The 26,856-nt window shown below is 67.0% G+C and carries 19 protein-coding genes; 8 read left to right on the forward strand and 11 right to left on the reverse strand.

The window, feature by feature from the left end; translation table 11 throughout:
• Nucleotides 1-6 precede the first annotated feature (6 nt).
• The 3 genes from A2G96_RS24400 to A2G96_RS24410 form a co-directional block, all read right to left on the reverse strand.
• Entirely contained in the window at nt 7-1,620 is a 1,614-nt protein-coding gene (locus tag A2G96_RS24400) for a benzoate-CoA ligase family protein (protein ID WP_062802782.1), read from the reverse strand.
• 97 nt (nt 1,621-1,717) lie between these two features.
• The gene (locus A2G96_RS24405; protein WP_062802783.1) at nt 1,718-3,265 is read right to left on the reverse strand and encodes a 3,4-dehydroadipyl-CoA semialdehyde dehydrogenase; all 1,548 of its coding nucleotides are present in this window, start codon (nt 3,263-3,265) and stop codon (nt 1,718-1,720) included.
• A gap of 8 nt (nt 3,266-3,273) precedes the next feature.
• Entirely contained in the window at nt 3,274-3,738 is a 465-nt protein-coding gene (locus tag A2G96_RS24410) for a DUF4863 family protein (RefSeq protein WP_062802784.1), read from the reverse strand.
• Between the two features lie 89 nt (nt 3,739-3,827).
• Between A2G96_RS24410 and A2G96_RS24415 the strand changes: the two genes are divergently transcribed.
• The 4 genes from A2G96_RS24415 to boxA all read left to right on the forward strand — a co-directional run bounded on the left by A2G96_RS24415 (nt 3,828) and on the right by boxA (nt 9,588).
• Nucleotides 3,828-4,790 carry a helix-turn-helix transcriptional regulator gene (locus A2G96_RS24415; protein WP_062802785.1) on the forward strand — a complete coding sequence of 321 codons (963 nt, stop codon included), beginning with the start codon at nt 3,828-3,830 and terminating at the stop codon, nt 4,788-4,790.
• 160 nt (nt 4,791-4,950) lie between these two features.
• Nucleotides 4,951-6,609 (forward strand): 2,3-epoxybenzoyl-CoA dihydrolase, encoded by a 1,659-nt coding sequence (gene boxC, locus A2G96_RS24420; protein WP_062802786.1) that lies wholly within the window; start codon nt 4,951-4,953, stop codon nt 6,607-6,609.
• Between the two features lie 44 nt (nt 6,610-6,653).
• Nucleotides 6,654-8,081 carry a benzoyl-CoA 2,3-epoxidase subunit BoxB gene (gene boxB, locus A2G96_RS24425; protein ID WP_062802787.1) on the forward strand — a complete coding sequence of 476 codons (1,428 nt, stop codon included), beginning with the start codon at nt 6,654-6,656 and terminating at the stop codon, nt 8,079-8,081.
• 226 nt (nt 8,082-8,307) lie between these two features.
• Entirely contained in the window at nt 8,308-9,588 is a 1,281-nt protein-coding gene (gene boxA, locus A2G96_RS24430) for a benzoyl-CoA 2,3-epoxidase subunit BoxA (RefSeq protein WP_062802788.1), read from the forward strand.
• 98 nt (nt 9,589-9,686) lie between these two features.
• On the opposite strand, the gene fusA is transcribed toward boxA, so the two are convergent.
• Both fusA and A2G96_RS24440 read right to left on the reverse strand, forming a co-directional pair.
• On the reverse strand, nt 9,687-11,750 hold the full coding sequence (fusA, locus tag A2G96_RS24435) for an elongation factor G (protein ID WP_062802789.1): 2,064 nt from the start codon (nt 11,748-11,750) through the stop codon (nt 9,687-9,689).
• A 201-nt stretch (nt 11,751-11,951) separates the two neighbouring features.
• Nucleotides 11,952-12,842 carry an oxidoreductase gene (locus A2G96_RS24440; protein ID WP_174549326.1) on the reverse strand — a complete coding sequence of 297 codons (891 nt, stop codon included), beginning with the start codon at nt 12,840-12,842 and terminating at the stop codon, nt 11,952-11,954.
• Between the two features lie 192 nt (nt 12,843-13,034).
• On the opposite strand from A2G96_RS24440, the gene gcvA reads away from it, so the two are divergent.
• Entirely contained in the window at nt 13,035-13,931 is an 897-nt protein-coding gene (gene gcvA, locus A2G96_RS24445) for a transcriptional regulator GcvA (RefSeq protein WP_062802790.1), read from the forward strand.
• Nucleotides 13,932-14,032: 101 nt separating this feature from the next.
• Here the strand turns inward: gcvA and A2G96_RS24450 are convergent, their stop codons facing one another.
• Complete coding sequence (locus A2G96_RS24450) at nt 14,033-15,334, reverse strand: MFS transporter (RefSeq protein WP_062802791.1); 1,302 nt, start codon at nt 15,332-15,334, stop codon at nt 14,033-14,035.
• Nucleotides 15,335-15,647: 313 nt separating this feature from the next.
• On the opposite strand from A2G96_RS24450, the gene A2G96_RS24455 reads away from it, so the two are divergent.
• Complete coding sequence (locus tag A2G96_RS24455; protein WP_335340565.1) at nt 15,648-16,580, forward strand: NAD(P)-dependent oxidoreductase; 933 nt, start codon at nt 15,648-15,650, stop codon at nt 16,578-16,580.
• A 44-nt stretch (nt 16,581-16,624) separates the two neighbouring features.
• Nucleotides 16,625-18,055: an aldehyde dehydrogenase family protein gene (locus tag A2G96_RS24460; protein ID WP_062802793.1), complete on the forward strand. Its 1,431-nt coding sequence runs from the start codon at nt 16,625-16,627 to the stop codon at nt 18,053-18,055.
• 150 nt (nt 18,056-18,205) lie between these two features.
• Here A2G96_RS24460 and A2G96_RS24465 read toward each other — a convergent pair whose 3' ends face one another.
• On the reverse strand, nt 18,206-18,577 hold the full coding sequence (locus A2G96_RS24465; protein WP_062802794.1) for a hypothetical protein: 372 nt from the start codon (nt 18,575-18,577) through the stop codon (nt 18,206-18,208).
• Nucleotides 18,578-18,694: 117 nt separating this feature from the next.
• Nucleotides 18,695-19,594, reverse strand: a complete 900-nt coding sequence (locus A2G96_RS24470) for a beta/alpha barrel domain-containing protein (RefSeq protein ID WP_167354396.1) — start codon at nt 19,592-19,594, stop codon at nt 18,695-18,697.
• A gap of 380 nt (nt 19,595-19,974) precedes the next feature.
• On the opposite strand from A2G96_RS24470, the gene A2G96_RS24475 reads away from it, so the two are divergent.
• Nucleotides 19,975-22,836 carry an ATP-binding protein gene (locus A2G96_RS24475; RefSeq protein WP_062802796.1) on the forward strand — a complete coding sequence of 954 codons (2,862 nt, stop codon included), beginning with the start codon at nt 19,975-19,977 and terminating at the stop codon, nt 22,834-22,836.
• 80 nt (nt 22,837-22,916) lie between these two features.
• On the opposite strand, the gene A2G96_RS24480 is transcribed toward A2G96_RS24475, so the two are convergent.
• From A2G96_RS24480 to A2G96_RS24490, 3 genes are read right to left on the reverse strand one after another with little or no spacing between them, the layout of a single operon-like run.
• Nucleotides 22,917-25,214, reverse strand: coding sequence for a xanthine dehydrogenase family protein molybdopterin-binding subunit (locus A2G96_RS24480; RefSeq protein WP_197672318.1), 2,298 nt, complete (start codon nt 25,212-25,214; stop codon nt 22,917-22,919).
• A complete protein-coding gene (locus A2G96_RS24485) occupies nt 25,141-26,124 on the reverse strand; it encodes an FAD binding domain-containing protein (protein WP_062802798.1) in 984 nt (327 codons plus the stop codon). Before A2G96_RS24485 ends, A2G96_RS24480 begins: the two co-directional genes overlap by 74 nt.
• Nucleotides 26,124-26,810, reverse strand: a complete 687-nt coding sequence (locus A2G96_RS24490) for a (2Fe-2S)-binding protein (protein ID WP_082819091.1) — start codon at nt 26,808-26,810, stop codon at nt 26,124-26,126. Before A2G96_RS24490 ends, A2G96_RS24485 begins: the two co-directional genes overlap by 1 nt.
• Nucleotides 26,811-26,856: the final 46 nt, after the last annotated feature.

Below are 26,856 nucleotides of genomic sequence, written 5' to 3' on the forward strand. Positions count from 1 at the left end.
TGCCGCTTACGCCACCGCGGCGGCACGCTCTGCGGCGGCCTGCAGTTCTCGTTCGCGCAGCATGAAGCGCTGGATCTTGCCGGTGGCGGTCTTGGGCAGCGCCTCGACGAAGGCGATCGCGCGCGGGTACTTGAAGGCGGCCAGCCGTTCCTTGACGAAGGCCTTCAGTTCGTCCTCGGCCAGCTGCGCGCCGGCCTTCAGCACCACGAAGGCCTTGGTCTTGACCAGCCCGTCGTGGTCGGGCACGCCGATCACCGCGGCTTCGAGCACCGCGGGGTGCTGCACCAGCGTGGCCTCGACCTCGAACGGCGACACATAGATGCCGCTGACCTTGAGCATGTCGTCGCTGCGCCCGGCGTAGCTGTAGCTGCCGTCGGCGTTGCGCACGTACTTGTCGCCGCTCTTGGTCCAGCCGCCGCGGAAGGTCTCGCGCGATTTTTCGCGGTTGGCCCAGTACATCATCGCGGCGCTGGGGCCCTGGATATACAGGTCGCCGATCTCGCCGTCGGGCACGGGGCGGCCGTCCTCGTCGCGCAGCTCGATGGTGTAGCCCGGCACCGGCCAGCCGGTGGTGCCGTAGCGCACCTGGCCGGGACGGTTGGACAGGAAGATATGCAGCATCTCGGTCGAGCCGATGCCGTCGATGATCTCGCAGCCGAAATGCGCGGTGAAACGCTCGCCGAGGTCCGCCGGCAGCGCTTCTCCGGCCGACGAGCACAGCCGCAGCGCGACCTCGGCGCGGGCCGGCAGCGCCGGCGACGCGAGCAGGCCGGCATAGCCGGTCGGCGCGCCGAAGAACACCGTCGGCTGGTGCTGCAGCCAGCGGCGGAAGGTGGCATCAGGCGTGGGCCGCTCGGCCATCAGCACCACCGTGGCGCCGACGCTGAGCGGAAAGCTGAGCCCGTTGCCGAGCCCGTAGGCGAAATACAGCTTGGCCGCGGAAAAGCACACATCCTGCTCGGTCAGGCCGAGCACCGGCCCGGCATAAAGTGCCGCGGTCCAGTACGGGTTGCCGTGGCTGTGCACCACGCCCTTGGGCTGGCCGGTCGAGCCCGACGAGTAGAGCCAGAAGCCAGGGTCGTCGCAACCGGTGGCGGCGGGCGCCGGCAGCGGTGCCTGCGCGGCCAGCGCAGTTTCCAGCGCCGCCATGCCATCGGGCAATGCTGCCTGCGCACGCGATACACGCGACACCAGCACCTGCCGCACCTCATGCCCGGGCCGCGCCAGCGCGTCCTGCAACACCGGCAGCAGCGCGGCCGACACCATCACTGCCTGCGCGCGGCTGTGCTGCAGCATGTAGGCGTAGTCGTCGGCGGTCAGCAAGGTGTTGACCGCGACGGGGACGATGCCGGCGTACATCGCGCCGAGAAAGCACACCGGCCAGTCGGTGCAGTCGTGCATCAGCAGCAGCACGCGCTCTTCGCGGCGGATGCCTGCGCCGAGCAGCGCCGCGGCCAGGCGCCGCACCTGCTGGTCGAGTTCGCCATAGGTAAGCTGACCGTCGTCGTCGAGATAAGCCACCTTGCCGGGGCGTTGCGCATTGCAGCCGAGCAGGTGCGCGGCAAAGTTGAAGGGGGTGCCGGGTGGCCGGACCGGTGGCGCTGCGGGCGTGGCGTTCATGGGTTGTCTCCCCGTTGCTGGTGTACGGTGTGCCGCGCGGCGCCATGCGGGTGTGGCGGCGCGGGAAAATGCGTGGGCCGGATCGCTCAGGCCAGGGTCAGACCAAGTTGCCGAGCACCGTGGTGCTGGCCTGGATGGCGCTGCGGCGGTGATAGAAGTGCAGGGCGCGCAGGCCGCCCAGTTCTTCGCCGCCGCCGGCGCGGCCCGGGCCGCCGTGCAGCGATTGCGGCATGACATTGCCGTGGCCGGTATGCAGCTGCGCCACGTCGGGCGATATCACATGCACGCGCCCATGGCTGTCCGCCAGTTCCAGCGCGGCGGCGCCGAGCGCGGCCGCGTCGCTGCCATAGAGCGAGGCCACCAGCGAGCCCTGGCCACGGCGCACCAGGTCAAGGGCATGGGTGGTATCCCGGTAGGGCAGCAGCGTGGCGACCGGGCCGAACACTTCGGTGTCATGCACCGCGGCGGCCGCGTCGGCATCGGTCACGCCCAGCAGCGTCGGGCCAAGGCAGCACGCCACCGCCGGGTCGGCATCGACCAGCGGCTGTTGCGCGCCGTCATGCAGCACCTGTGCGTGCGTGCGCAGTTCGGCGAGGCCCGCCTGCACCGCGTCGAACTGCGCGCGGCTGACCAGTGCGCCCATGCGTACCGCATCGTTGCGCGGGTTGCCCACGGTCACCTTGGACAGCCGCGCGCCGATGGCCTCGGCGGCCTGTGCATACAGTGCCTCAGGCACGAATACGCGCCGGATCGCGGTGCATTTCTGGCCGGACTTGACCGTCATCTCGCGCACGACTTCCTTCGCCAGCAGATCGAAGGCGGCACTGCCGGCGCCGTCCTGCGGCAGCAGCACGGCAGAATTGATGCTGTCCGCTTCGATGTTCACGCGCACCGAGCGCCGGGCGATGGCCGGATGCGAGCGGATCACCGCCGCGGTGTCGGCCGAACCGGTGAACGACACCACATCGAACGGCTGCAGCGCGTCCAGCAGGCCCGCGGCGCTGCCGCACACCACCGACAGCGCGCCCGCCGGCAGGACGCCGGCCTCGACCACGTCGCGCACCATGCGCTGGGTCAGCCAGGCGGTCGCGGTGGCGGGTTTGACGATCACCGGCACGCCCGCCAGCAGCGCCGGCGCGGCCTTCTCCCACAGGCCCCAGGCGGGGAAGTTGAAGGCGTTGATGAACAGTGCCACGCCGCGCGTCGGCACCAGCACATGCTGCGACTGGAACAGCGGGTCCTTGCCCAGCCGCGCCGCTTCGCCGTCTGCAAGGAAATGCCGGTCGCCGAGCGTATCGCCCAGCCTGGCGTAAGTGCCCAGCGTGAAGATGCCGCCATCGATGTCGACCGCGGAGTCGTTGCGCACGGTGCCGCTGTTGGCGGTGGCGATGTCGTAATAGGCATCGCGGTTGGCCTGCAGCACCTTGACCACCTCGGCCAGCAGCGCGGCGCGCTGCCGGTAGCTCAGCGCGCGCAGCGCGGCGCCGCCCTGCTCGCGGGCGAAGGCGAAGCCGGCCGCCAGGTCGAGGCCGGTGGCGTCGACGCGCACCAGCTCGTTGCCGAGCACCGGGTCGAACAGCGCGGTACCGGCACCGCTGCCATGTTGCCAGGTGCCGCCGAGGTAATTGGAAAGGAGTTCGGTCATGGTGGCTCTCAGCGCGTGAAGTCGATACGGCCTTGCGGCAGCAGGTACAGCACCAGCGCGCGGCCGTTGCTGACGGTGGGGCGATGGGCGCTGCCCGGCGGGCACACCAGCCAGCCGGCGGGGCGGCCGTCGAAGCGCGCGTCGCCGTCGAGCGGCATGATCAGGTCGATCTCGCCCTCGGGATGGGTGTGGTGCGGGCCGGCGATGTCGTGCATGTCGACCACGTCGACCGAGAAGCCATGCAGGTCGTCGGCGGGCTTGAAGACGCGGCCGTAGCGGATGCCGCCGCCTTCGCGGTCGCACAGCCAGCCCTCGGCCACGCCGGCCTGGCATGACGCCATCAGCTCGCGGTAGGTGGGGGTGCCGGCGCCGTGCTCGGCGTTCAGCCATTCATCGAGCGCCGCGTCGAGCGGGCGGCCGGCCAGTTGCGCGGTGAGCCGGGCGATCTGGCTGCGGAATTCGCTTGCGGACATAGGACAGGGGCTCCGTCTGATGCGCCGGTTGCCTTCACCGGCGTCATGCATTATTGTGCATGTATGAAAAATAGAGCCGCAGGGAGATCATGTCAAGCACTATATTGCATGAGTCTGGGTTAACCCCGGAGGTGGAGCTGCAGCATGATTCAAGCGGCGTTGCCGCCAACGGGCCGGAGAAGAACCCCTTCCTGGTGTCGCTGGGCGAGCGCGTGCGCGCGCAGCGGGCCTGCCGCGGCCTGACCCGCAAGGCCGCTGCGCAGGCGGCCGGCGTCTCCGAGCGGCATCTCGCCAACCTGGAATACGGCAGCGGCAACGCGTCGATCCTGGTGCTGCAGCACGTGGCCGAGGCGCTGCAGTGCTCGCTGGCCGGGCTGCTGGGTGATGTCACTACGTCGTCGCCCGAATGGGTCCTGTTGCGCGAGCTGCTGGAACACCGCGACGAAGCCACGCTGCGGCGCGTGCGCATTGCCGTGGGCGAGCTGCTCGGCACCGGCGGCGAGAACGCGGCCCAGGCCGCGCGCAGCCCGCGCGTGGCGCTGATCGGGCTGCGCGGCGCGGGCAAGACCACGCTGGGCGGGATGCTGGCCGAGGACCTGGATTTCCCGTTCGTCGAGCTGAGCCGCGAGATCGAGAAATTTGCGGGCTGCAGTATTTCCGAGATCCAGGGCCTGTACGGCATGAACGCCTATCGCCGCTACGAGCGGCGCGCGCTGGAGGAGGCCATCCAGATCTATCCCGAGGCCGTGATCGCCACGCCCGGCGGCCTGGTGTCGGACCCGGCCACCTTCAACCTGCTGCTGGCCCACTGCACCACGGTGTGGTTGCAGGCCGAGCCGGAACACCATATGGAGCGGGTGCGGGCGCAGGGCGACTTTCGCCCGATGGCCGCCAGCAAGGAGGCGATGGAAGACCTGCGCCAGATCCTGGCCGGCCGCGCCGCCTTCTATTCCAAGGCGGAGTTCTCGCTGGACACCAGCGCGCAGCCGCTCGACGCCACCTTTGCCGGCCTGCGCGGGCTGGTGCGGCAGGCGTTGCGCATGCCGGTGTGACGGCGCTGGCGCAATAACCAAAGGCGGAGGGCACTCCCGGTCACGTATCCTGAAATCTGCACAATAGTGCTTGCGGAACATCGGATTGATGAACTATAGTTCGTTCAAGCCAGATACCCGTTGATGCACGATAGTGCAGTTTCGCAGAGGAGACCCCGCCGTGACCACCGCCCCCCGCGTCGACTACCAGACCGATCCTTCCCAATACAAGCACCTGAAGCTGGCCTTCGACGGTCCCGTTGCCACGCTGGCGGTGGATATCGACGAGAACGCCGGCCTGCGCCCCGGCTACAAGCTCAAGCTCAACAGCTACGACCTCGGCGTCGACATCGAACTGAACGACGCGCTCAACCGCATCCGCTTCGAGCATCCGGAAGTGCGCACCGTAGTCATCACCAGCGGCAAGGACAAGGTGTTCTGCTCCGGCGCCAATATCTTCATGCTCGGCGTCAGCAGCCATGCGTGGAAGGTCAACTTCTGCAAGTTCACCAACGAGACCCGCAACGGCATCGAGGATTCCTCGGCGCACAGCGGCCTGAAGTTCCTGGCCGCGGTCAACGGTGCCTGCGCCGGCGGCGGCTATGAGCTGGCGCTGGCCTGCGACGAGATCCTGCTGGTCGACGACCGCTCGTCGGCGGTAAGCCTGCCCGAAGTGCCGCTGCTGGGCGTGCTGCCGGGTACCGGCGGCCTGACCCGCGTTACCGACAAGCGCCATGTGCGCCATGATCTCGCCGATATCTTCTGCACCACCACCGAGGGCGTGCGCGGCCAGCGCGCCAAGGACTGGCGCCTGGTCGACGATATCGCCAAGCCTGCGGTGTTCGCGCAGAAGGTGCGGGAACGCGCGCTGGCGCTGGCCGCGCAGAGCGACCGCCCGGCCGATGCGCAGGGCGTCGCGCTCGCGCCGATCGAACGCGTGGTCGAAGCGGATGCGCTGCGCTATACGCACGTCACGGTGGAAATCGACCGCGCCGGCCGCACCGCCACCTTCACGGTCAAGGCACCGACGGGCGCGCAGCCGCAGAGCCTCGACGCGATCGTGCAGGCCGGCGCCGGCTGGTACCCGCTGCAACTGGCGCGCGAGCTCGAAGACGCGATCCTGTCGATGCGCACCAACGAGCTGGACATCGGCACCTGGCTGATCAAGACCAGCGGCGACGCCGCCGCGGTGCTGGCCAACGACGCCACCCTGCTGGCGCACCAGGACCACTGGCTGGTGCGCGAGACCATCGGCCTGCTGCGCCGCACGCTGAGCCGGCTGGACGTGTCGTCGCGCAGCCTGTTCGCGCTGATCGAGCCGGATTCGTGCTTCGCCGGCACCTTCCTGGAACTGGCGCTGGCGTGCGACCGCAGCTACCACCTGGCGCTGCCCGACGACGAGGCCCGCGCGCCGAAGATTACCGTGGCCGACGTCAACTTCGGCCTGTACCCGATGGCCACCGGCCAGAGCCGCCTGGGCCGCCGCTTCTACGACGAGCAGCCCGCGCTCGATGCCGTGCGCGCCAGGGCAGGGCAGCCGCTCGATGCCGATGCCGCCTACGCGCTCGGCCTGGTCACCGCCAACCCCGACGACATCGACTGGACCGACGAGGTGCGCATCGCGCTGGAAGAGCGCGTGGCGATGTCGCCCGATGCGCTGACCGGCATGGAAGCCAACCTGCGCTTCAACGGCCAGGAAAACATGTTCACCCGCATCTTTGGCCGCCTGACCGCGTGGCAGAACTGGATCTTCCAGCGCCCCAACGCGGTCGGCGACAAGGGCGCGCTCAAGGTCTACGGCAAGGGCGACAAGGCCGCCTTCGACTGGAACCGGGTCTGACCAGCCCTGAACGCTTACCGAATCGCCGCATAACGGAGACCACCATGTCCGGCATCAACTACAGCGACAAGATCCCCAACAACGTCAACCTCAGCGAAGACCGCACCCTGCAGCGCGCGCTCGAGCAATGGCAGCCCAACTACCTGAGCTGGTGGAACGACATGGGCCCGGAAGGCTCGCACCAGCACGACATCTACCTGCGCACCGCGATCAGCGTCGATCCGCAGGGCTGGGCCCACTTCGGCCACGTCAAGATGCCGGACTACCGCTGGGGCATCTTCCTGAACCCGGCCGAGGCCAACCGCAAGATCCACTTCGGCGACCACAAGGGCGAGGACGCGTGGCAGGACGTGCCGGGCGAGTACCGCGCCAACCTGCGCCGCATCATCGTGACGCAGGGCGATACCGAGCCCGCGTCGGTCGAGCAGCAGCGCCACCTGGGCCTGACCGCACCCAGCATGTACGACCTGCGCAACCTGTTCCAGGTGAACGTGGAAGAAGGCCGCCACCTGTGGGCCATGGTCTACCTGCTGCACAAGTACTTCGGCCGCGACGGCCGCGAAGAGGGCGAGGCGCTGCTGGAACGCCGCAGCGGCCAGCAGGACAACCCGCGCATCCTGCAGGCGTTCAACGAACAGACGCCCGACTGGCTGTCGTTCTTCATGTTTACCTACTTCACCGACCGCGACGGCAAATTCCAGCTGTGCGCGCTGGCCGAAAGCGCGTTCGACCCGCTGGCACGCACGACCAAGTTCATGCTGACCGAGGAAGCGCACCACATGTTCGTCGGCGAATCCGGCGTGTCGCGCGTGATCCAGCGCACCTGCCAGGTGATGAACGAACTGAAGACCGATGACCCGGCGAAGCTGCGCGCCGCTGGCGTGATCGACCTGCCGACGCTGCAGCGCTACCTGAATTTCCACTACAGCGTGACCATCGACCTGTTCGGCGCCGACGAGTCCAGCAACGCCGCAACCTTCTACAGCACGGGCCTGAAGGGCCGCTACGAGGAAGGCAAGCGCCTGGACGACCACGTGCTGAAGGGCCAGACCTACCGCGTGCTGCAGGCACAGAACGGCCAGCTGACCGAGAAGGAGGTGCCGATGCTGAACGCGCTCAACGAAGTGCTGCGCGACGATTACATCAAGGACAGCATGGCGGGCATCGAGCGCTGGAACAAGGTCATCGACAAGGCCGGCATCCCGTTCCGCCTGAAAGTGCCGCACAAGGCGTTCCACCGCAATATCGGCGCGCTGGCCGGAGTCAAGGTATCGCCCGACGGCCGCGTGGTCTCCGACGCCGAATGGCGCGACTTCCGCGACCAGTGGCTGCCCACCGACGGCGACCGCGCCTTCGTCGCCAGCCTGATGGGCCGCGTGGTCGAGCCGGGCAAGTTCGCCAACTGGATCGCGCCGCCGGTGATGGGCATCAACCGGCAACCGGTGGATTTCGAGTACGTGCGGTTTAACTGAGGCGCTAGCGTCATCAACCGCTCCTGGTTTGCTCCCCTCTCCCGCCTGCGGGAGAGGGGCAGGGGGAGAGGGCAGGCGCCGGCATACCGACGCGTTTTCACTTCGTTGAAGCTCCGGCCCTCTCCCCCACCCCTCTCCCGCAAGCGGGCGAGGGGAGCGATCGCGACGGGCCGTGGCAAGCTCGGGCGCAGTGCCCGCGTTGCCCTCTGATTTTGTGGAGACCGCCATGGACATGGCAGAAATTCAAGTCATCAAGCAGCACCTGATCGATCCCGAGATCTGCATCCGCTGCAACACCTGCGAAGCCACCTGCCCGGTGGGTGCGATCACGCACGACTCGCGCAACTACGTGGTCGATGCCGACAAGTGCAACCTGTGCATGGCCTGCATTGCCCCGTGTCCGACCGGATCGATCGACAACTGGCGCGATGTGCCGAAGCTGCGCGCCTATAGCGTCGACGAGCAACTGACCTGGGACGCGCTGCCGGACGAACTGTCGCCGGAGCAGCTCGCCGACCTGGCGCCTGGTGCCGACCTGCAGACGGCAACGCCGGCGCTGCCCGCGGCATCGCCGCTGGCCGGCACCGCCGAGGAAGCGTTCAACAGTGCCCGCTATGGCGCCACCGTGCCGCCGTGGTCCGCCGCCCATGCCTACACCAACCTGTATGGCGCGAAGTCGGCCAGCAAGACCATCACCGCCACTGTGACCGGCAACGTGCGCGTGACCGAAGTCGGCCGTGACTACGACACCCACCACATCGTGCTGGACTTCGGCACCACGCCGTTCCCGGTACTGGAAGGCCAGTCGATCGGCATCGTGCCGCCGGGCACCGACGCCGGCGGCCGCCCGCACCACGCCCGGCAATACTCCATCGCCAGCCCGCGCAATGGCGAGCGCCCCGGCTACAACAACCTGTCGCTGACCATCAAGCGCGTGCTGCAGGACCACGATGGCAACCCTGTGCGCGGCGTCGGCTCGAACTACATGTGCGACCTGAAGGTGGGCGACAAGGTTGAGGTGATCGGCCCGTTCGGCGCCAGTTTCCTGATGCCAAACCATCCGCGCTCCAACATCGTGATGATCTGCACCGGTACCGGCAGCGCACCGATGCGGGCGATGACCGAATGGCGCCGGCGCCTGCGCAAGGCGGGCAAGTTCGACGGCGGCAAGCTGATGCTGTTCTTCGGCGCGCGCACGCAGGAAGAACTGCCGTACTTCGGTCCGCTGCAGAAGCTGCCGAAGGATTTCATCGACATCAACCTCGCGTTCTCGCGCACGCCGGGACAGCCCAGGCGCTATGTGCAGGACCTAATGCGCGAACGCGCGGCGGACCTGGCGGCGTTGCTGGCTTCACCGGATACGTACTTCTATGTCTGCGGGTTGAAGAGCATGGAAGAGGGCGTGGTGCTGGCGCTGCGCGATGTCGCGCAGCAGGCGGGTTTGAATTGGGAGACGGTGGCAGAAAGGCTGAAACGGGAGGGGAGGTTGCATCTGGAGACGTATTGAAATTGCTGCGCCACCGGCTCCCTGCCGGTTTGCTCCCCTCTCCCGCGCGCGGGAGAGGGAGTAACCAAGCGCGTGGGCAATGCCCCAAGGCTGTACGTCTAATCCGTATCCGTCTGCGCCTTGTGCCGCGCCGCCATCTTCTCCTGCTGCGCCGGCGGCACGTTGTCGTAGTGGCTGAACTGGATGGTGTAGCTGCCATGCCCGCCGGTGATGCTGTTCAGCCGTGACTGGTAGTCGTTCAGTTCCGACAGCGGCACCTGCCCGGCGACGATCACCGTGTTGCCGGCCGCGGTGCGGGTGCCATGGACCTGGCCGCGCTTGGTCGACAGGTCGCCGATGATGTCGCCCATGGCGCTGCCTGGCGCCGTGACCTCGATATCGACGATCGGTTCGAGCACGCTCGGCCTGGCCTTGAGCACCGCGTCGATAAACGCCTTGCGCCCCGCGGTCGCGAACGCGACTTCCTTGGAATCGACCGGGTGGCTCTTGCCGTCGTACACGGTCACGCGCACGTCCTGCATCGGAAACCCCGCCAGCGGGCCGCTGTCGAGCGCCTGGCGGATGCCTTTCTCGACCGCCGGAATAAACTGCCCGGGAATCGCGCCGCCCTTGACCGCATCGACGAAATCGAAGCCTGCCCCCCGCGCCAGCGGTTCGATGCGCAGCATCACCTCGCCGAACTGGCCGGCGCCGCCGGTCTGCTTCTTGTGCCGGTGATGGCCTTCGGCTTTCGCGCCGATGGTCTCGCGATACGCGATCTTGGGCGGGCGCGTCGCCACTTCCAGCTTGTATTGCTCGGTCAGCCGCTCCAGCGCGCAGCGCAGGTGGAACTCGCCCAGGCCGAACACCACGGTCTCGTTGGTGCCGGCCGGGTGCTCGACGCGCAGGCACGGGTCTTCGGCGCTGAGCTTGTGCAGCACCTCGGCCAGGCGCTGCTCGTTGCCGCGCCGCGCCGGCTCGATCGCCAGGCCATAGATGGGGGTGGGGAATTCCAGCGGGGTCAGGTGGATGTTGCCGTCCTCGGTGGCGTCGTGCAGCACCGCGTCGAAGCCCAGTTCATCGACCTTGGCCACCGCGCAGATATCGCCCGGGCCGGCGCGCGGCACTTCCTGGGTCTCCTTGCCCTGCAGCCGCAGCAGGTGGGCCACCTTGAACGGCTGGCGCCCTTCGCCGATATAGAGCTGGCTGTCGCGCGTGACCGTGCCCTGGTGGATGCGGAAGATCGCCAGCTTGCCGACATAGGGATCGATCACCACCTTGAACACATGCGCCAGCACATGCTTGTCCGGCACCGGTTCGGCGCGCACCGCCTGGCGCTGTTCGGTGCCGTCGGCATCCGCGCCGGTGGAGCGGTAGAACAGCGGCGGATTGCCTTCGGTGGGGTTGGGCAGCAGCCGCACGAACACGTCCAGCAGCGCCTCGATGCCGGCGCCGGTGACTGCCGAGGTAAAGCAGATTGGCACCAGGTGCCCTTCGCGCAGCGCGCGCTCGAACGGCGCGTGCAGTTGCTCCGGGGTGATGGCCTCGCCTTGCTCCAGGTACAGCTCCATCAACTCAGGGTCGATCTCGATCACCTGGTCGATCAGCGCGTCATGCGCGGACGCGACCGATAAAAAATCCGACTCGCCGGCCGGATTGAAGAAGCAGTCGACCACCTTGCCGCCGTGGTCGGCCGGCAGGTTGATGGGCAGGCATTCCTTGCCGAAGGCCTCCTGGATCTCCGCCAGCAGCGCGGGCAGGTCGACCTTGTCGCCGTCGATGCCGTTGACGATGATCATCCGGCACAGCTGGCGCGCCTGCGCCCACGCCATGGCGCGGCGCGTGGTCATCTCGATGCCGGTCTGCGCGTTGATGACGATGGCCGCGGTTTCCACCGCGGCCAGCGCGCTGATGGCGTGCCCGGCAAAGTCCGGGTAGCCGGGGGTGTCGATCAGGTAGATGCGGGTGTCGCGGTAGTCCACGTGGGCGACCGCGGCGGAGAGCGAGCGTTTGTACTTGCGCTCGAGCGGATCGTTGTCGCACACGGTGGATCCGCGCTCGACGCTGCCAGGCGTGTGCACCGCACCGCCCTTGTGCAGCAGCGCCTCGGCGAGCGAGGTCTTGCCGCTACCTGCGTGCCCGAGCAGGGCGACAGTGCGGATGGCATCGGGACTCTCGTGCATGGTGGCTCTCGGTTCGTCCGGCAATGACTCTCAGGGCATTATTGGCGAAATTCGGCGGAAGCGACATATATGCGTGCCGATACCGTGCAATGCCCGACGCAAGAGTGACTACAAGTGAAGAGGCCGGCTCTCCGCCGGCCTCTTCTGGAGACGCGCCGGCTTGACTGCAGTGCAGCAAACCGTGCGCTGCGCGGCGCAGCCTCAGGCGCGTGCGTCGGCGTGGTCGGTCGACACCGCCAGCGCATGCCACGCGGCCAGCTCGCCTTCCACCTTGCGGTGCTTGTCGGCGATGCGGGCGACCGTGTCGGAACCCAGCGGCAGCCGCACCGGCGGCGTGTCGCTGTCGGCCAGCGCGAGCAGGGCCGCGGCCAGCCGCGCCGGGTCGCCGGGCTGCTGGTGGTTGGCCGAGGCCATGTGCGCGCGCATCGCGCCGACCGTCTCTGCGTACTCGCCGATCTCCGTGCCGACGCGCACCAGCGAGCTGGCATCGAGGAAGTCGGTGCGGAAAAAGCCCGGTTCGACCACCGTGGCGTGGATGCCCAGCGGCGCCAGCTCGGCCGACAGCGCTTCGGTCAGCCCTTCGACCGCGAACTTGGTGGCGCCGTACACGCCCCAGCCCGGATACGCCGCATAGCCGCCGATCGACGAGATATTGATGATATGGCCGCGGCGCTGGCGGCGCATCTGCGGCAGCACCGCGCGCGTCACCGCCAGCACGCCGAACACGTTGGTGGCGAACTGCTGCTCGACTTCCCTGGCCGAGGCCTCTTCCACCGCGCCCAGCAGGCCGTAGCCGGCGTTGTTGACCAGCACGTCGATGCGGCCGAAGCGCGCTACCGCGGCCTCGGCGGCGGCGACCGCCTGGGCTTCGCTGGTGACGTCCAGCGCCACGGCGAGCAGATTTTCATGCTCGCCCACGGCGCCGGTCACGGCCTGCGGGTTGCGCGCCGTAGCGACGACCCGGTCGCCGCGGGCCAGCGCGGCGCGGGTCAGCTCGAGGCCGAAGCCGCGCGAGGCGCCGGTGATGAACCAGACCTTGACGCTGGCGCTGGAGGGGTTGGCGGGGATGGCTTGGGCTTGGATAGCGGACATGGTGAATCTCCTTTGCGGATGCGTGGTGTTGGACTGCGATCTCGGATGGCGGGGGCCACGGAGACAAATTTAGGCGTGCGGGGACCGCAACACTAGCCGCCACAATGGCGTTTTAATAGCAACTGTGAGTTGCCAGTGACCACGGGTCTGCCTCGATTGAGCAAACCTCAACCGTATGGCAGACTCGCCGGCATGGACAAACTGCCCCCACTGAACGCGTTGCGCGCCTTCGAGGCGGCGGCGCGGCATCTCAGCATCACCGTCGCGGCCGAAGAGCTGCACGTCACGCCTGGCGCCGTCAGCCGGCAGATCCGCGCGCTCGAACAGGGACTGGGCGTGCAGTTGCTGCATCGCGGCCACCGGCAGATCTCGCTGACCCGCACCGGCGAGGACTACTACCGCGCCGTGACCCGGGCCATGGACGATCTGCGCGAAGCCACGCGCCGCCTGAGCAAGCGCGCCCGGCGCAGGCAGCTCAAGGTGCGCGCCTATACCACCTTTGCCATGCGCTGGCTGATCCCGCGCCTGTCGAGCTTCCATGCCGCCAATCCCGGCATCGAGGTGCTGCTGACGGCCTCGCTCGATCCGGTCGACTTCCGCAGGGAAGATATCGATGGCGCCATCCGGCTGGGCGACGGCAAGTGGCACGGCGTCAACGCCTACCGGCTGGTGTCGAACATCCTGTTGCCGGTGTGCAGCCCGGCGCTGCTGGACGCGGGGCCGAAGGTGAAACGGGCCGCCGACCTGCAGCACCAGACCTTGCTGCATTCGATCGCGCGACCCGATGACTGGAGCCACTGGCTCAAGGCCGCGCGCGCCGACAAGGCGGTCGACGCGCGCAGCGGCATGACTTTCCAGAGCTCGGCCATGGCCTATGCGGCGGCGGTCGAAGGCCAGGGTTTCGCGATGGCGCAGCGCTTCCTGGTGGCGGCCGACCTCGATGCGGGCCGGCTGGTGGCGCCGTTCCGCCAGACCGTCGACATGGGCGATTTCACCTACTACCTGCTGACGCCGGCGGAGCGCAAGGAAAGCCCCAGCATGGCGGTGTTCCGGCAGTGGCTGCTGGCGCAGTTCGAAGCGCAGGGTTGAAGCGCAGGGTCGAAGCGCAGGGTCGAAGCGGCACAGGCTTACGCGGTCGCGCCGCCGGCAAGCTGGCACTCCGGCGGACACATTTGCCACGGCAGCCCGGTCTAATCGAGGGTTTTTCCCTTTGTTTCGGGCATCAAGGCATACACCAGGCAACCTGTTGCGCAGACGGCGGCAATATAGGTCCAGCTATAGTTTGCCCAGCCCGCATTCGACATCGATGTCATGATGTACGGCAGCGATCCGCCGAACAACGTCACCGAAATGGCATAGGGAAGCGCCACGCCGGTCGCGCGCACCTCGGCGGGAAACTGCTCCGCCATGACCGCCGCCGCCGTGGCGGAGAAACCGCACGACAGCAGCATCCCCACGCTGACGATCGCAGTCGCCAGCCAGAAGTCGTTGGCGAGGAAGTGCAAGCCGGGCCAGGCGAACAGCGCGGAACCGCCGGCGAATGCCAGCAGCACAGGCTTGCGTCCGATCCTGTCGGCCAGTTTGCCAAGCAACGGGATCGCCACCAGCGAAAGGACGATCGATATCACGCTGGCACTGAAGGCGTCCTGCAGGCTGAGCCCGGTCCGTACATGGGCGAGGGTCGGAAACAACACCAGCCAGAGGTAGAGCGAAAGGTTGCCCGCCATGGCGATGCCGATCACGCGCAACGACGCGCGCCAGTGCCTGGTGATGACCAGCAGCGAGGGATGCGCGGCAGCGCGGTGGGCGACCTTGCGCTGAAAGGCCCCGGTTTCCGCCACCGAGACCCGGATCCATAGCGCAACCACGCCCATCAGGCCGGCGACAGCAAATCCGACCCGCCAGCCCCACGCCGCCATTTGCTCGGTATCGAGCCAACGCGTCAGCATGTACCCGATCAGTGCTGCCACCAGGACGCCAGCATTGATGCCGAAGTACTGCCATGAGCCGGCGAAAGCCCGGCGCGATGGCGCCGCCGTCTCGACGAGGTAGGTCGAGGCTGAGCCGAACTCGCCGCCGGCAGCGAAACCCTGCACCAGGCGCGCCATCACCAGGATGACGGGCGCGGTCAGGCCAATGGCGGAGTAGGTCGGGCAAACCGCTATCACCACGGTGCTGCCCGACATCAGCGCCACGGAAAGCGTCAGGCCCTTCTTGCGTCCATGGCGGTCGGCATACGCCCCAAGCACGGCACCACCGACCGGCCGCATGATAAAGCCGACCGCGAACACGGCGAACGCGGACAGCAGCGACGCCATTTCATTATCGGCAGGGAAGAAGTGCCGCGAGAACAACGAGGCAAAAGTGGCGTAGATCACCCAGTCGGCGAACTCGACGATCGTGCCGAGTGTCGCTGCCGCAATTGCCTTCTTTTGCGCACGGGTGAGGGGAAGCGGGCGCTCGACTACATCTACTGGCAGGGTCGTTTCCATGCCGTCTCCTTGGATCATCTGTTGTGGTTCTCGCGCCGCCAGCGGCTTGGCGCATTCGCATGTCCGGGTCGACAGAGCCCGGCGCGTTGGGCATCGTAGGTGGCGGGGCTACACCGGCTCAAACGACTTTTTTTGCGGGGACGCTTGAGTTTTCTGCAACCGGTGGAGCGCTCAAGCCCGGCAAATCCAGCTTGAGAAGAACTCAATCGAGCCGGTAAGAAATGTCGATTGAAGCGGCGCGGCAGGGCTCCTAGTATCCGTGGCACAGAGGTGGCGCATCACGCCATTTACCACGACAGGCCGCGCGACAGCGGTGAGGAGACCCGGCATGACGACGTTCGGTTTTATCGGCCTTGGCGCCATGGGCAGGCACATGGCGCGGCACCTGGTGCAACGCGGCCTGCCCGTGACGGTATTCGACAGCAATGTCCAGGCGGTCGACGAGCTGGTACGTATCGGCGCCGCGCGCGGTGCCAGCGCCCGTGACGTTGGCGAGCATGCCCAGGTGGTGATGGTTTGCTTGCCGACGCCCGATATTGTCGAACGGGTAGCCACCGGTGAAGATGGGGTCGCGGGCGCAAGTGCCGTGAAAGTGTTCGTCGACCATTCGACCACGGGACCGACCGTGACGCGCAGGCTCGCCGCCGCACTGGCGCAGCATGGCATCCAGGCATTGGACGCGCCGCTGGCCGGTGGCGTGGCGGGCGCTGAGTCGGGCGCGCTGAGCGTGATGGTCTCCGGCGATGCCAGCGCCTTCGCCACTGCGCGGCCGGCTTTCGAGGCCTTTGCGGGCGACATCGCATATCTCGGTGCGCAGCCGGGGCTGGGTCAGACTCTCAAGCTGGTCAACAACATGATTGCCGGTTCGGCGCTGGTGACGGCGGCCGAGGCTGTGCTGTTCGGTGTGAAGGCAGGCATCCCTGCTGGGACCATCCTCGACGTGCTGTGCAGAAGCGCCACGGCGCGTGGCTTTGCGGTCCAGACCTTGCTCGCTGACAAGGTGCTGTCGCGCAAGTTCGACTTCGGTTTCCGCATGGACCTGATGCGCAAAGACCTGCGGCTGGCGCTCGGGGAAGCCGAGGCGGTGGGCGCTCCGATGTTCGCGTCCGCCGTCGTCAAGCAATTCTTTGATACGGCCGTGGCCAACGGAGCCGGCAGCGACGACATGACGCGCGTCGTCCACCAGCTCGAGAAGCTGGCCGGCGCCACGATCGAACAGGTCCAAGGCAGCGATGAGCAGCGCTGATACGACCGTGACACCAACCGCCTGAATCTTTGTCGAGCAAGCGTATGAACAGAGTGCTGAACTACATCAACGGAAACGACGTGCCGCCGTCGACTGGCCGGTATATCGAGAAGACAGACCCGCGCACTGGCATCGCGCTGTCCGAGGTGGGCGATAGCGCCAGGCCCGATGTCGACGCCGCCGTTGCCGCGGCGATGGCAGCGCTGCCGGGCTGGCGGGCAATGCGTCCCGCCGAGCGCGGCCGCATCCTGGTCGAGATCGGCCGTGCGGTGCGCAACAGCATCGACACGCTGGGAGCCATCGAAAGCGCGGAGACTGGCAAGCCCGGGCGCGAAATGCCGCAACTGATGGCCCTGATTGCGCAGTACTTCGAGTACTACGGTGGCATCGTCAATACGATGGACGGTGAAGTGATCAACGCCGGACCGGACTATCATGTCTACACAAGACGCGATCCGTTCGGCGTGATCGGCGTGATCCTCCCCTGGAATGCACCCCTGCATCAGGCTGCCCGCGCCATCGCGCCCGCGCTTGCCACTGGCAACGTGGTCGTTGCCAAGCCATCGGAGTTCACCTCGGGTTCGCTGATTGCCCTGGCGAAGCTGGCTGAAGCGGCCGGATTGCCGCCAGGCGTCCTGAATGTCGTGGTCGGGACCGGGCCATCGCTCGGACCGGCGATGGCCGGACATCCCGACGTGCGCAAGATTTCATTCACGGGCAGCACGCGCGCGGGCCGCGAACTGGGCAGGATCGCTGCCGACCGCATTCTGCCGCTGACGCTCGAGCTGGGCGGGAAGTCGGCCAATATGGTGTTCGCGGACGCCGACCTGGATGCCGCGGCAAAAGGATGCACCGCGGCCTTCACCTGGAATGGCGGACAGTGGTGCGCGGCAGGCACGCGCTTGCTCGTCCAGTCGTCGATACACGACACCTTTGTCGACAAGCTGCTGGCTGCGGTCGCCGGCGTGCGCGTCGGGGCTGACTCCGAAGCATCCTACGGACCGATGACCACCCGCGCCCAGTTTGACAAGGTCCAGCAAAGCTTTGACCTGGCGCACAGCCTCGGGCTTGTACCGGCCGTTGGCGGCCGCATGGCGCAGGCGCCGAAAGAAGGGGACGGCTGGTTCATCGAGCCAACCGTCTACCTTGGCGTCACCAATGACATGGAGATTGCGCGTGAAGAAATCTTCGGACCCGTTCTCTGTGTCATCAGGTTCGAAGACGAGGCCGACGCCATCCGCATTGCAAACGATTCCGACTATGGGCTGGCAGCCGGTATCTGGAGCCGCGACATCGGCCGCGTCCATCGCGTCGCCGCCGCTCTCGACGCCGGCCGGATCGTCGTGAACGAGTACAGCGGCGGCTTTGTGCAGACGCCATGCGGTGGCTTCAAGCAGAGCGGCTATGGGCGCGAACAAGGCATGGAGGCGCTTGCGCACTATACCCAGTTGAAGTCCGTGATCGTGCGGCTGTAATGTCTTTGCGATTCCGTCGGCACGAGGCGTCGCTGCCGACGGCCTGCACGATGTCATCGCCGCAGCGACGGCGGCGCATGCGGCGTCACCCGCATCGAGCCCGGCCATGGCGGGCCGGTCCAGGGCGCGGGCAGCGCTGCCGCCCATGGGTTAGCGGGACGTACCGTCGCCTGTTCTGGCCCCATCGGTGAATGCGTCGCGTGCGCCGGTTCGCGCGCCGTCGGTAAACGTGTCGCGCGCGCCGGTCCGGCTGCCATCCGTATAGGGATCCCGTGCGCCTTGCCTGGCGCCTTGCGTGTGCGGGTCCACCGCATTGTCGAGCGGCACCAGGCTTGAACGCGTATCGATGTGGCTGCCCTGCGTATAGGCGTCGAATTTGTCCGACCGTGCACCTTGTGTGAAGGGATCGCGCTTCTCGTTCGTCTGCGCATTGGCCGTAGCCGCCACGCCCATCGCCACGCTGGCGGCAGCGGCGACGCCAAGTACGCTCGCCTTGATGGAGATTCGTCTGTGTTTGCGCATCGTCTAACTCCTCATAAAATGCGCGGCTTTCCGCGCAAGGGAACCAGGAACCGGAACGGTTCCGCGGGAAAAAACGCCGGACCATGCCGCCGTGCGAACTCATGCAGGACGCCCTTGTCATTCATTGGCACCCAGTTGCGCACGCCATGCCGTCGCGAATTCACCGGCTTGCTGCAAGCGGTCTCCATGAATCCCGACTGCGTCGACTCGGCCGCTGCGAATCGCAGTTGCGGCCAGCTCCGCCGTCCACACGCCGGTGACAATGAGCGGACCGCGGTAATGCAGGCGGACACTCGCGGTAAAGGGCTTGCAGTACGTCGCGTGCCCGGATCCGGCCGAGTGCAGATGCAGATAGGCCAGCTTTCCGGCGGCCACGGGCGGCAGCAGTGCTTGTTGCCGATGCAGTTCGGCAGCGGTCTTTGGAAGTGTCATGCAGGCACCCACCCGGTCCGGCGGCCAGGCGGCCAGCAGTGTCCGCAACGCATCACAGAGGAACTCCGTGGCCGCCGGACATTCGGTCAGTGCGGCCGGCGCAGCACCGGGCACATCGGCCCATTGTCGATACAACTGATCCGGCAACGTGCCGACCGTCGCGGCAAGCTCGACGCCATCGAACCCGGCATCAAAGGCGTTCTCTGCCGCGGACCGGTACGCATCCAGCGCCGAGTCAACCTGATCGGCATTGAGCGCTATTCCGGAGGGCACGCGGCAACCGCCGATTCGCGCCACCACCATGCCGCCCCGGTCGTGGACCGCCTGCGTTGCGCGCAACCAGCCGTTGACTTCGGTGGCGCTTGCGATGCCATGGGTGATCCGGTTGAGGTCTTCAGCACAGTGGGCATCCGCGACGGCATAGACGACCAGGCCGCCCTCCAGGGATTGCGCCGGCGTCTCCCCGACATTTGCTGTCGCACCTTGCCAGAGCGCTTGCGGGCTATTCAAGACGATCCGGTGTTGCAGCCGCAGGGCGCCGAGTTGCAACGGCGCGAACAGGTCTTGGGGAACGGTCTGGCTCATCGCTACGGGCATATCGGGCTGGTGCCAGAAGTCTGGTCCGGCCGTACCCCGCATGCGAGTTATGCGTTGCTAAGTCGTGTCACGCCCCACGCCGCAATGGCCGCAAATGTTTCATACAATGCAGCGCGCTGGGCCGCTCGCAGCTTCATTTTGAGCTCGGATTCATGCGCATTGCGCCAGTCGGCCGGGCCGCGCATGGGTAATAACGATAGTGCAACCGTTATGCTAAATTCGCCGCTTCGGGATCTCGATCAAGCTAGGCGCGCCATGTCGGAACGACGTCAATTCCTGATTGCGATAGGGCATCGTGGGTGGGCGGCATGCGCAACGGACCCCTGCGCCGACGCCGGCGTCGAGCGCGCACGGACCTGCGGCGACCCATGAGCATGACGACTGAAGCCGCCCTCCATTTCGGCCCGTTCTGTCTGCTGCCTCGCAAGCGGATCCTGCTGAAAAGCGGTGTTCCGGTCCGGCTGGGCAGCCGCGCCTTCGATTTGTTGGTTGCGCTGGCTGAACGGCCCGGTGAGGTTGTCTCCAATGCCGAACTGATCGCCCGGGTGTGGCCGAAGGTGGTTATCGAGTCGGGCGCGCTCCGGGTCCACCTGACCGAGCTGCGCAAGGTACTTGGCGATCGGCGCGAGTCGGAACGCTACATCGTGAACGTGCCCACCCAAGGGTACTGTTTCGTTGCAGAAGTCACGCACGCGCTCTCTACGGCGAATGCGGATTTGCCGGCGACCCTTGCCGCAATCGGGCAGCCTGCGGTGGCTGGGAATTCCACCGATGCGCTGGCGGCCGGACCCACCAGTGTCACGCCCGACCTCCCGGTAGCCTTGCCGCTGCCGGCGCAGTTGGCGCGCGTGATTGGTCGCGACGACGTGGTGGCCGACCTTGCCCGCGTACTGTCCTCACGACGCTGTGTAACCGTTACCGGCCCGGCCGGGATGGGCAAGACCACCGTGGCGCTCGCGGCCGCACGCCGTTTGTCGGTGTCTTTTGGCCAGCAGGCCGTCTTCGTCAACCTGGCCCCGCTGAACGACCCCGCGCTCGTGACAAATGCCGTGACGGCCGCGCTCGGCGCACCCGCGCTCGACGCCGTGTCAATGCGCAGCCTGATCGCCTATCTTCGCACCCGCCGCGTGCTGATCGTGCTCGACAACTGCGAGCATGTGATCGATGCCGCGGCGGAACTGGCGGAGTCCTTGCTGACCGGCGCACCGGAGGTCCACCTGCTGGCCACCAGCCGGGAGCCCCTGCGTATCCAGGGGGAATGGGTGCAACGCCTCGGTGCCTTGGCGGTGCCGCCTTCGCTTGACACGCTGGACGTTCAGCAGGCTTTGCGCTATCCCTCCGCGGAACTGTTCGTCGAACGTGTCCGCGCCAGCCAGGGCTCGTTCGCGCTGTGCCAGGCAGACGTCCCGGCGCTGGTCGGCATCTGCCGCGCACTCGACGGGATCCCGCTTGCGCTGGAACTGGCTGCGGCGGGGGTGGAGCGGCTCGGCATGCGCGGCCTGTACGCCCAGCTTGGCAACCGCCTGGCGGTGCTGACGCGGGGCCGCCGCACGGCGCTGCCGCGCCACCGCACGCTACGTGCGGCACTGGACTGGAGCTACGCGCTGTTGCCTGAAGACGAGCGGCGGCTGCTGCGCAGCCTGGCGGTGTTCCGTGGCCGCTTTACAGCGGACGGCGCGCGGGCCGTGGCACAGGAGGGGCTCGTGGGCGATACCGACGAGCATCTCTATAACCTGGTCAGCAAGTCGCTGTTGATGTCGGACATTTCCTCGGAATCCGTGCAGTACTGGCTGCTCGAGACGACACGCGAGTATGGCCTCGCGCAACTGTCGGCCTGCCCCGAGCGCGGTGAAGTGTCCCGTCTGCATGCCATGCATATGCTTGTGATGGCCGACGAGATGGAGCGCGCCAGGCCGCGCCAGTTACGGGCCGACTGGCTGGCGCGCCACGCCTATCTTCTGGACGACATTCGCCTCGCCCTGCACTGGTGCCTGTCGGATGGCGGGGATGCCACGTTGGGTGCGGCGCTGGCCGCCGCTTCTGCACCGCTCTGGTATGCGCTGTCGCACATGGCCGAGTATCTCGGAATGGTGGAGCAGTTGCTCGAGCGGATGCCGGACACGGGCGGGATCGAACCGGCACGGGAAATCGCCTTGCGCGAAGCGCATGGGCATGCATTGTGGAATATCCGCGGCGCGGGACCCGCCGCCATCGCGGCATTCGAACGCAGCCTCGAGGTAGCGCGCCAGGCAAGCTCGGTTGCGGATCAGCTCCACGCATTGTGGGGGCTGTGGCTCATCAGCAATTCCATTGGCGACTACGGCTCGACCGTCCGCAGGGCGCAGGAATTCGGGGCGCTCGTGGCCCACACCGGCGATCCGGCGCACGCCGTCATTCACGATCGGATGATGACATGGAGCATGCACTTCACCGGCCATCACGAGCAGGCGCTCCGTCACGCCTGGCGCGTCCTCGGCAAGCCGGTGGCCATCCGTCTGAGCGCGCGCCGCAGCGGCTTTCAGTTCGATCAAGGGGTGGCGGCGCTGACGGCACTGGCGCGTATCCTCTGGATCAAGGGCATGCCCGAACAGGCGCTAGAACATGCCGAGGCCGCGGTGGAGCGGGCCCAGGCAATCGATCATTCACTCTCGCTGTGCTTCGCCATCTCCGTGGGTTGCGCCCCGGTCGCGTTCTGGACCGGCGACCTCGATCGCGCTGCACGCTATACCGCCGCGCTTCGCCATTGCACGACCGAATACTCGCTCACATTCTGGGGCTGTTACGGCGACGGCTATTTCATGGTGCTCAGCCGCTCGCGCGGTGGCGGCGGCGTGGTGGAGCTGCCGGCGGCATGGCCACTTCCTTTGCGGGACATGCTTTGCACCTTCGACGCCACGCTGGCTTGCGCGGACGATTTCGCACGCGCCCATCGCGGCCTGGTTCCCTGGAGCTCGCCGGAACTGCTCAGGATCGAGGGGGAACGGCTGCGCGACGCCGGCAATCTCGCCGCTGCAGCGGAAAGGATGCGCAGCGGCCTCGACCAGGCCGAAGAGCAAGGTGCGCTGTCGCTGTCTCTGAGGTGTGCCATGAGCCTGGCGGCGCTGACCGCGGAAACCGGATCGATTGCGCAGGCGCACGGTATCCTGGGCGCGGTGTACGACCGGTTTCGCGAAGGCTTCGAAACCGCCGATTTGCGTGCGGCAGCTGCGCTGCTCTGCCGGCTCGGCTGACCAATCGCGCCGTCGTACGCGGCTTCGCGCCCTGGCACGCGCTGGCGCAAGGCGCCAGGCGTCGCCAAGGGCGCGGGCCCTCAGGCCATCAGCTTCTCCTTGGTGATAGGCAGTTCCCGAATGCGCTTGCCCGTGGCGTGGTACACGGCGTTTGCCACCGCCGCGGCAAGCCCGGTAATACCGATTTCACCGATCCCGCGCGCGCCAAACTCATTGAAGCGGAGATCCGGATAGTCGAGCAGGATCACGTCGATCTCCGGCTGGTCTGCGTGTACGGGCACGGCATACTCGGCGTAGTTGTTGTTGCCGGGCATGCCGTTGCGCTCGTCGTACTCGGTGGCCTCGAACAAGGCCATGCCGACGCCCATCACGATGGCCCCTTCCACCTGGTTGCGGGCAGTGACCGGATTGATCACCCGACCGACGTCGATGGCACTGACGACGCGCGCCACACGCAGGCGTGAAATGCCGGGATCCCAGCGCACCTCGACGAAGTGGGCGCCAAAGGACATGAACGACAGCTTGTCCGCCGGCGCCGCGCCGGTGCGGGCAAAGCCCTCGGCGCTGGCGAAGCGCTGGGCCGTCAGGACCGATGCATAGTCGACGCTGCGCCGGCCGTCGGTCAGGCGGCCCTGCTGCATCTTCAGCGACTCGGGCTTGGCGCCGGCAAAGGCGCCGCCTTCCTGGGTCGCATACGTGCCCAGCTGGGCGATGGCGTTGCGGGTGGCTTCGGCTACCGCGGGTAGCACGCTGGCCGTCGCCCAGGACCCGCCTGCGACCGGTGCAGAGGGAAATGAGGAATCGCCGAGCTTGACCTCAATCCTTTCAAATGGAAGCCCAGTCAACTCGCTGACGGTCTGCGCCACGATGGTGTACATCCCGGTGCCGATGTCCTGTACCGCGCAGGTCACGGACGCGCTGCCGTCGCTGCGCAGGTGGACGCGTGCCTCGGCGGGTGTACGCCAGGCATCCCAGTTGCAGACGGCGACGCCATAGCCGGCGATCTCACTGCCGACCGTCATCGATCCCGGTCGCGGATCGCGCCGGTCCCAGCCGAACTTTCGGCTCGCCTGGTCGATGGCCTCGCGCAGGTGGTTGCTGGACCATGGCAAGTTCAGGCTTTCGTCGCGCGTCGACAGGTTGGCGAGCCGGAATCGCACTGGATCCATGCGACAGGCCAGGGCCAGCTCATCGATGGCGGACTCCAGTGCAAACAGTCCCGGGGCAGCGCCCGGCGCGCGCATCGAAGTCGGCGCACCGCGATGCACGTTGGTGGTGTGGTGGCTGACCATGAGGTTGGGACAGGCGTACAGGCTCTGCGTCATGCCCCCGCAATTCTCGACGTACTGCTCGATGAATGAGGTGGTGTTGACGGATTCATGCCGGATCGACGTGATCTTGCCATCCGCCCCGGCCGACAAGCGCACGCGCTGGCGCGTCTCGGGACGCTGCCCGGTGGTGGTAAACATATAGGCCCGCGGCACCACCAGCTTGACGGGCCGGCCGGTCATGCGCGCCGCCGCGCTCGCCGCAACGGAATGCGGCCACAGGAACAGCTTCGAGCCAAAGCCTGAGCCAATGAACGGCGCATCGACGGTGACGCGCTCGGGAGTCAGGCCGAAAATCTGCGCGATGGTATTGCGGTGGACGGTTGCCCCCTGGGTGGCCTCATACAGACGCAGGTCGCCGTTCTCCCACCACGCCAGCGTGGCATGCATTTCCATCGGGTTATGCGTCTCGACCGGGGTGCGGTAGGTAACGTCGACCTTGACCGCGGCCCGGTCGTAGGCCGGCGCCGGTGCGCCGCGCGCATGCCCCCTGCCGCCATCGCGCAGGCCGTTTGCCTTGATGCCGTGTTCCAGGTCGACGACGGGCCGTTCGCCGGCATAGGAAGCCTTGACGCGGTAGGCCGCCTCGCGCGCGTGCTCGAAGGTGTCTGCCACCACCAGCGCCACCATCTGGCCGCCGTAGTAGATCGTATTGTCTTCGAACGGCAGCCGGTGCTCGTCCGTGATCGATGCAGTCAGGATGTTTGCGCCGGAAATCGGGCTTTTCGGCGTACGGTAGAGGCGCGGAAAATGGCCGTTGTGCAGGATGTCAACCACTCCCGGTACGCGGCGGGCGTCGGCCATGTCAAGGCCGGTAATGCGCCCGCTCGCCACGGTGCTGTATACGCCGTACGCGTACAGCATGCCGGGCAGGGCGCGGTCGGCTGTATACAGGGCGGCGCCGGTAACCTTGAGGCGGCCGTCGATGCGGCGCGGTGACGCGCCGATAGCAGTGTTGTTCACGCGTGCACTCCCTTCAGGCGGTGAGAAGCGACAGGTTCCGTACCACGGCCTGCTGGCCGAGCTTGAGCTTGAAGCCGTTCTGTCCATATGAGCGCGCACCAGCCATCGCCGCTTCGCCGGTCTGGCGGAGCAGCGCTTCGGAGACCGGCTTGCCACGCAGCACGGCCTCCGCATCGGCGGCACGCCAGGGCTTGGTTGCCACGCCGCCAAGCGCAATGCGGATATCGCGCACGGTGTTGCCGTCGAGCGCGACGATCACTGCGCTCGACGCCAGGGCAAACTGGTATGAGCCGCGATCGCGCAGCTTGAGATAGGCCGAGCGGCTGCCGGGCATCGGTGCGTCCAGAGTGATGTGGGTGATCATCTCGCCGGCTTCGAGCGCATGTTCCTTCCAGGGCGTGTCGCCGGGCACCAGGTGGAAATCCGCGAAGGCAATGTCGCGCCTGCCCTTCGGCCCCTGCACATGCACCGTTGCGCCGATCGCTACCATGGCGACGCACATGTCGGAAGGATGCGCCGCGATGCACTGGGGACTGCCGCCCAGCACCGCATGGACGTTGCGGTTGAGACCTTCCACCGCGGCACATCCGGACCCCGGCGTGCGCTTGTTGCACGGCGAGACGCCGTCGCGGAAGTAGCCGCAGCGCACCCGCTGCATCACGTTGCCAGCGGTGGTGGCCTTGTTGCGCAACTGCGTGCTGGCGCCGGACAGCAGCGCCTGCGACAGCACGGGATAGTGCTGGCGGATATGCTCGTGCCGGGCCAGGTTGGTGTTGCTGACCATCGCACCGACGCGGGTGCGGCCGTCGCCCAGCGGTTCGATCTGATCCAGCTTGAGCTTGTGGATGTCCACCACGCGCGCCGGCTGCGTGATATCGAGTTTCATCAGGTCCAGCAGGGTCGTGCCGCCCGCCAGGTAGACGGTGTCGCTGCCGCGCGCGTGCAGCGTGACAGCCTGTTCGACGTCGACGGCGCGCGCATATTCAAAGTTCCGCATCAGACGTTCCCCCGTACCTTGCCGCGCGCGTCCTGGATGGCGGAGACGATGTTCTTGTAGGCTCCGCAGCGGCAAATATTGCCGCTCATGGCTTCCTGCACCGAGGCGTTGTCGGACGGGATGCGCCGGTCTTGCAAGATGCCCACCGCGCTCATCATCTGGCCGGCGGTGCAATAGCCGCACTGGTAGGCATCGTGGTCCCAGAACGCCTGCTGTACCGGATGCAGCTTGCCGTCACGCGACAGGCCCTCGACCGTAGTGATGTCGTCGCGGTCATGCATGATGGAAAGCGACAGGCATGCGTTCACCGAGACGCCATTGACGAGGATCGTGCATGCCCCGCATTGGCCGTGATCGCAGCCCTTCTTGGTGCCGGTCAGGTGGACCTTTTCACGCAGGGTATCGAGCAGAATCTCATTGGCCTGCACCACGAGTTGCTGCGTGGTGCCGTTGATAGTCAGTGTCAACGGATAACCTGCGTTGCCTGAGCGCGAAGCGGCCGGTTCCCGTGTCGCCGGCGCCGCGGTTTCCGCAGACACCGTGCCTGACAGCGCGCCGCTTGCTATGCTCACCCCTGAAACGCCGACGCCCTGCATGAATCGGCGACGGGAAAGAACCGTCGGACCACCATCCTGCCCATCGCCGTGAACCGGCACATCGACGGGCACATTCTTTGGGGACGCCATTTACTGTTCTCCTGTGCATGCTGAACCTGCTCAAGGTTGCGCCACG

This window comes from Cupriavidus nantongensis, assembly GCF_001598055.1.
Taxonomy (GTDB): Bacteria; Pseudomonadota; Gammaproteobacteria; order Burkholderiales; family Burkholderiaceae; genus Cupriavidus; species Cupriavidus nantongensis.

What these genes read in the sequence shown, in the direction of transcription:
- A2G96_RS24400 (WP_062802782.1), bottom strand. Translation starts at nt 1,620, where the DNA reads ATGAACGCCACGCCCGCAGCGCCACCGGTCCGGCCACCCGGCACCCCC.
- A2G96_RS24405 (WP_062802783.1), bottom strand. Translation starts at nt 3,265, where the DNA reads ATGACCGAACTCCTTTCCAATTACCTCGGCGGCACCTGGCAACATGGC.
- A2G96_RS24410 (WP_062802784.1), bottom strand. Translation starts at nt 3,738, where the DNA reads ATGTCCGCAAGCGAATTCCGCAGCCAGATCGCCCGGCTCACCGCGCAA.
- A2G96_RS24415 (WP_062802785.1), top strand. Translation starts at nt 3,828, where the DNA reads ATGTCAAGCACTATATTGCATGAGTCTGGGTTAACCCCGGAGGTGGAG.
- boxB (WP_062802787.1), top strand. Translation starts at nt 6,654, where the DNA reads ATGTCCGGCATCAACTACAGCGACAAGATCCCCAACAACGTCAACCTC.
- boxA (WP_062802788.1), top strand. Translation starts at nt 8,308, where the DNA reads ATGGACATGGCAGAAATTCAAGTCATCAAGCAGCACCTGATCGATCCC.
- fusA (WP_062802789.1), bottom strand. Translation starts at nt 11,750, where the DNA reads ATGCACGAGAGTCCCGATGCCATCCGCACTGTCGCCCTGCTCGGGCAC.
- A2G96_RS24440 (WP_174549326.1), bottom strand. Translation starts at nt 12,842, where the DNA reads ATGTCCGCTATCCAAGCCCAAGCCATCCCCGCCAACCCCTCCAGCGCC.
- gcvA (WP_062802790.1), top strand. Translation starts at nt 13,035, where the DNA reads ATGGACAAACTGCCCCCACTGAACGCGTTGCGCGCCTTCGAGGCGGCG.
- A2G96_RS24450 (WP_062802791.1), bottom strand. Translation starts at nt 15,334, where the DNA reads ATGGAAACGACCCTGCCAGTAGATGTAGTCGAGCGCCCGCTTCCCCTC.
- A2G96_RS24460 (WP_062802793.1), top strand. Translation starts at nt 16,625, where the DNA reads ATGAACAGAGTGCTGAACTACATCAACGGAAACGACGTGCCGCCGTCG.
- A2G96_RS24465 (WP_062802794.1), bottom strand. Translation starts at nt 18,577, where the DNA reads ATGCGCAAACACAGACGAATCTCCATCAAGGCGAGCGTACTTGGCGTC.
- A2G96_RS24470 (WP_167354396.1), bottom strand. Translation starts at nt 19,594, where the DNA reads ATGAGCCAGACCGTTCCCCAAGACCTGTTCGCGCCGTTGCAACTCGGC.
- A2G96_RS24475 (WP_062802796.1), top strand. Translation starts at nt 19,975, where the DNA reads ATGAGCATGACGACTGAAGCCGCCCTCCATTTCGGCCCGTTCTGTCTG.
- A2G96_RS24480 (WP_197672318.1), bottom strand. Translation starts at nt 25,214, where the DNA reads ATGGACAGAACGGCTTCAAGCTCAAGCTCGGCCAGCAGGCCGTGGTAC.
- A2G96_RS24485 (WP_062802798.1), bottom strand. Translation starts at nt 26,124, where the DNA reads ATGCGGAACTTTGAATATGCGCGCGCCGTCGACGTCGAACAGGCTGTC.
- A2G96_RS24490 (WP_082819091.1), bottom strand. Translation starts at nt 26,810, where the DNA reads ATGGCGTCCCCAAAGAATGTGCCCGTCGATGTGCCGGTTCACGGCGAT.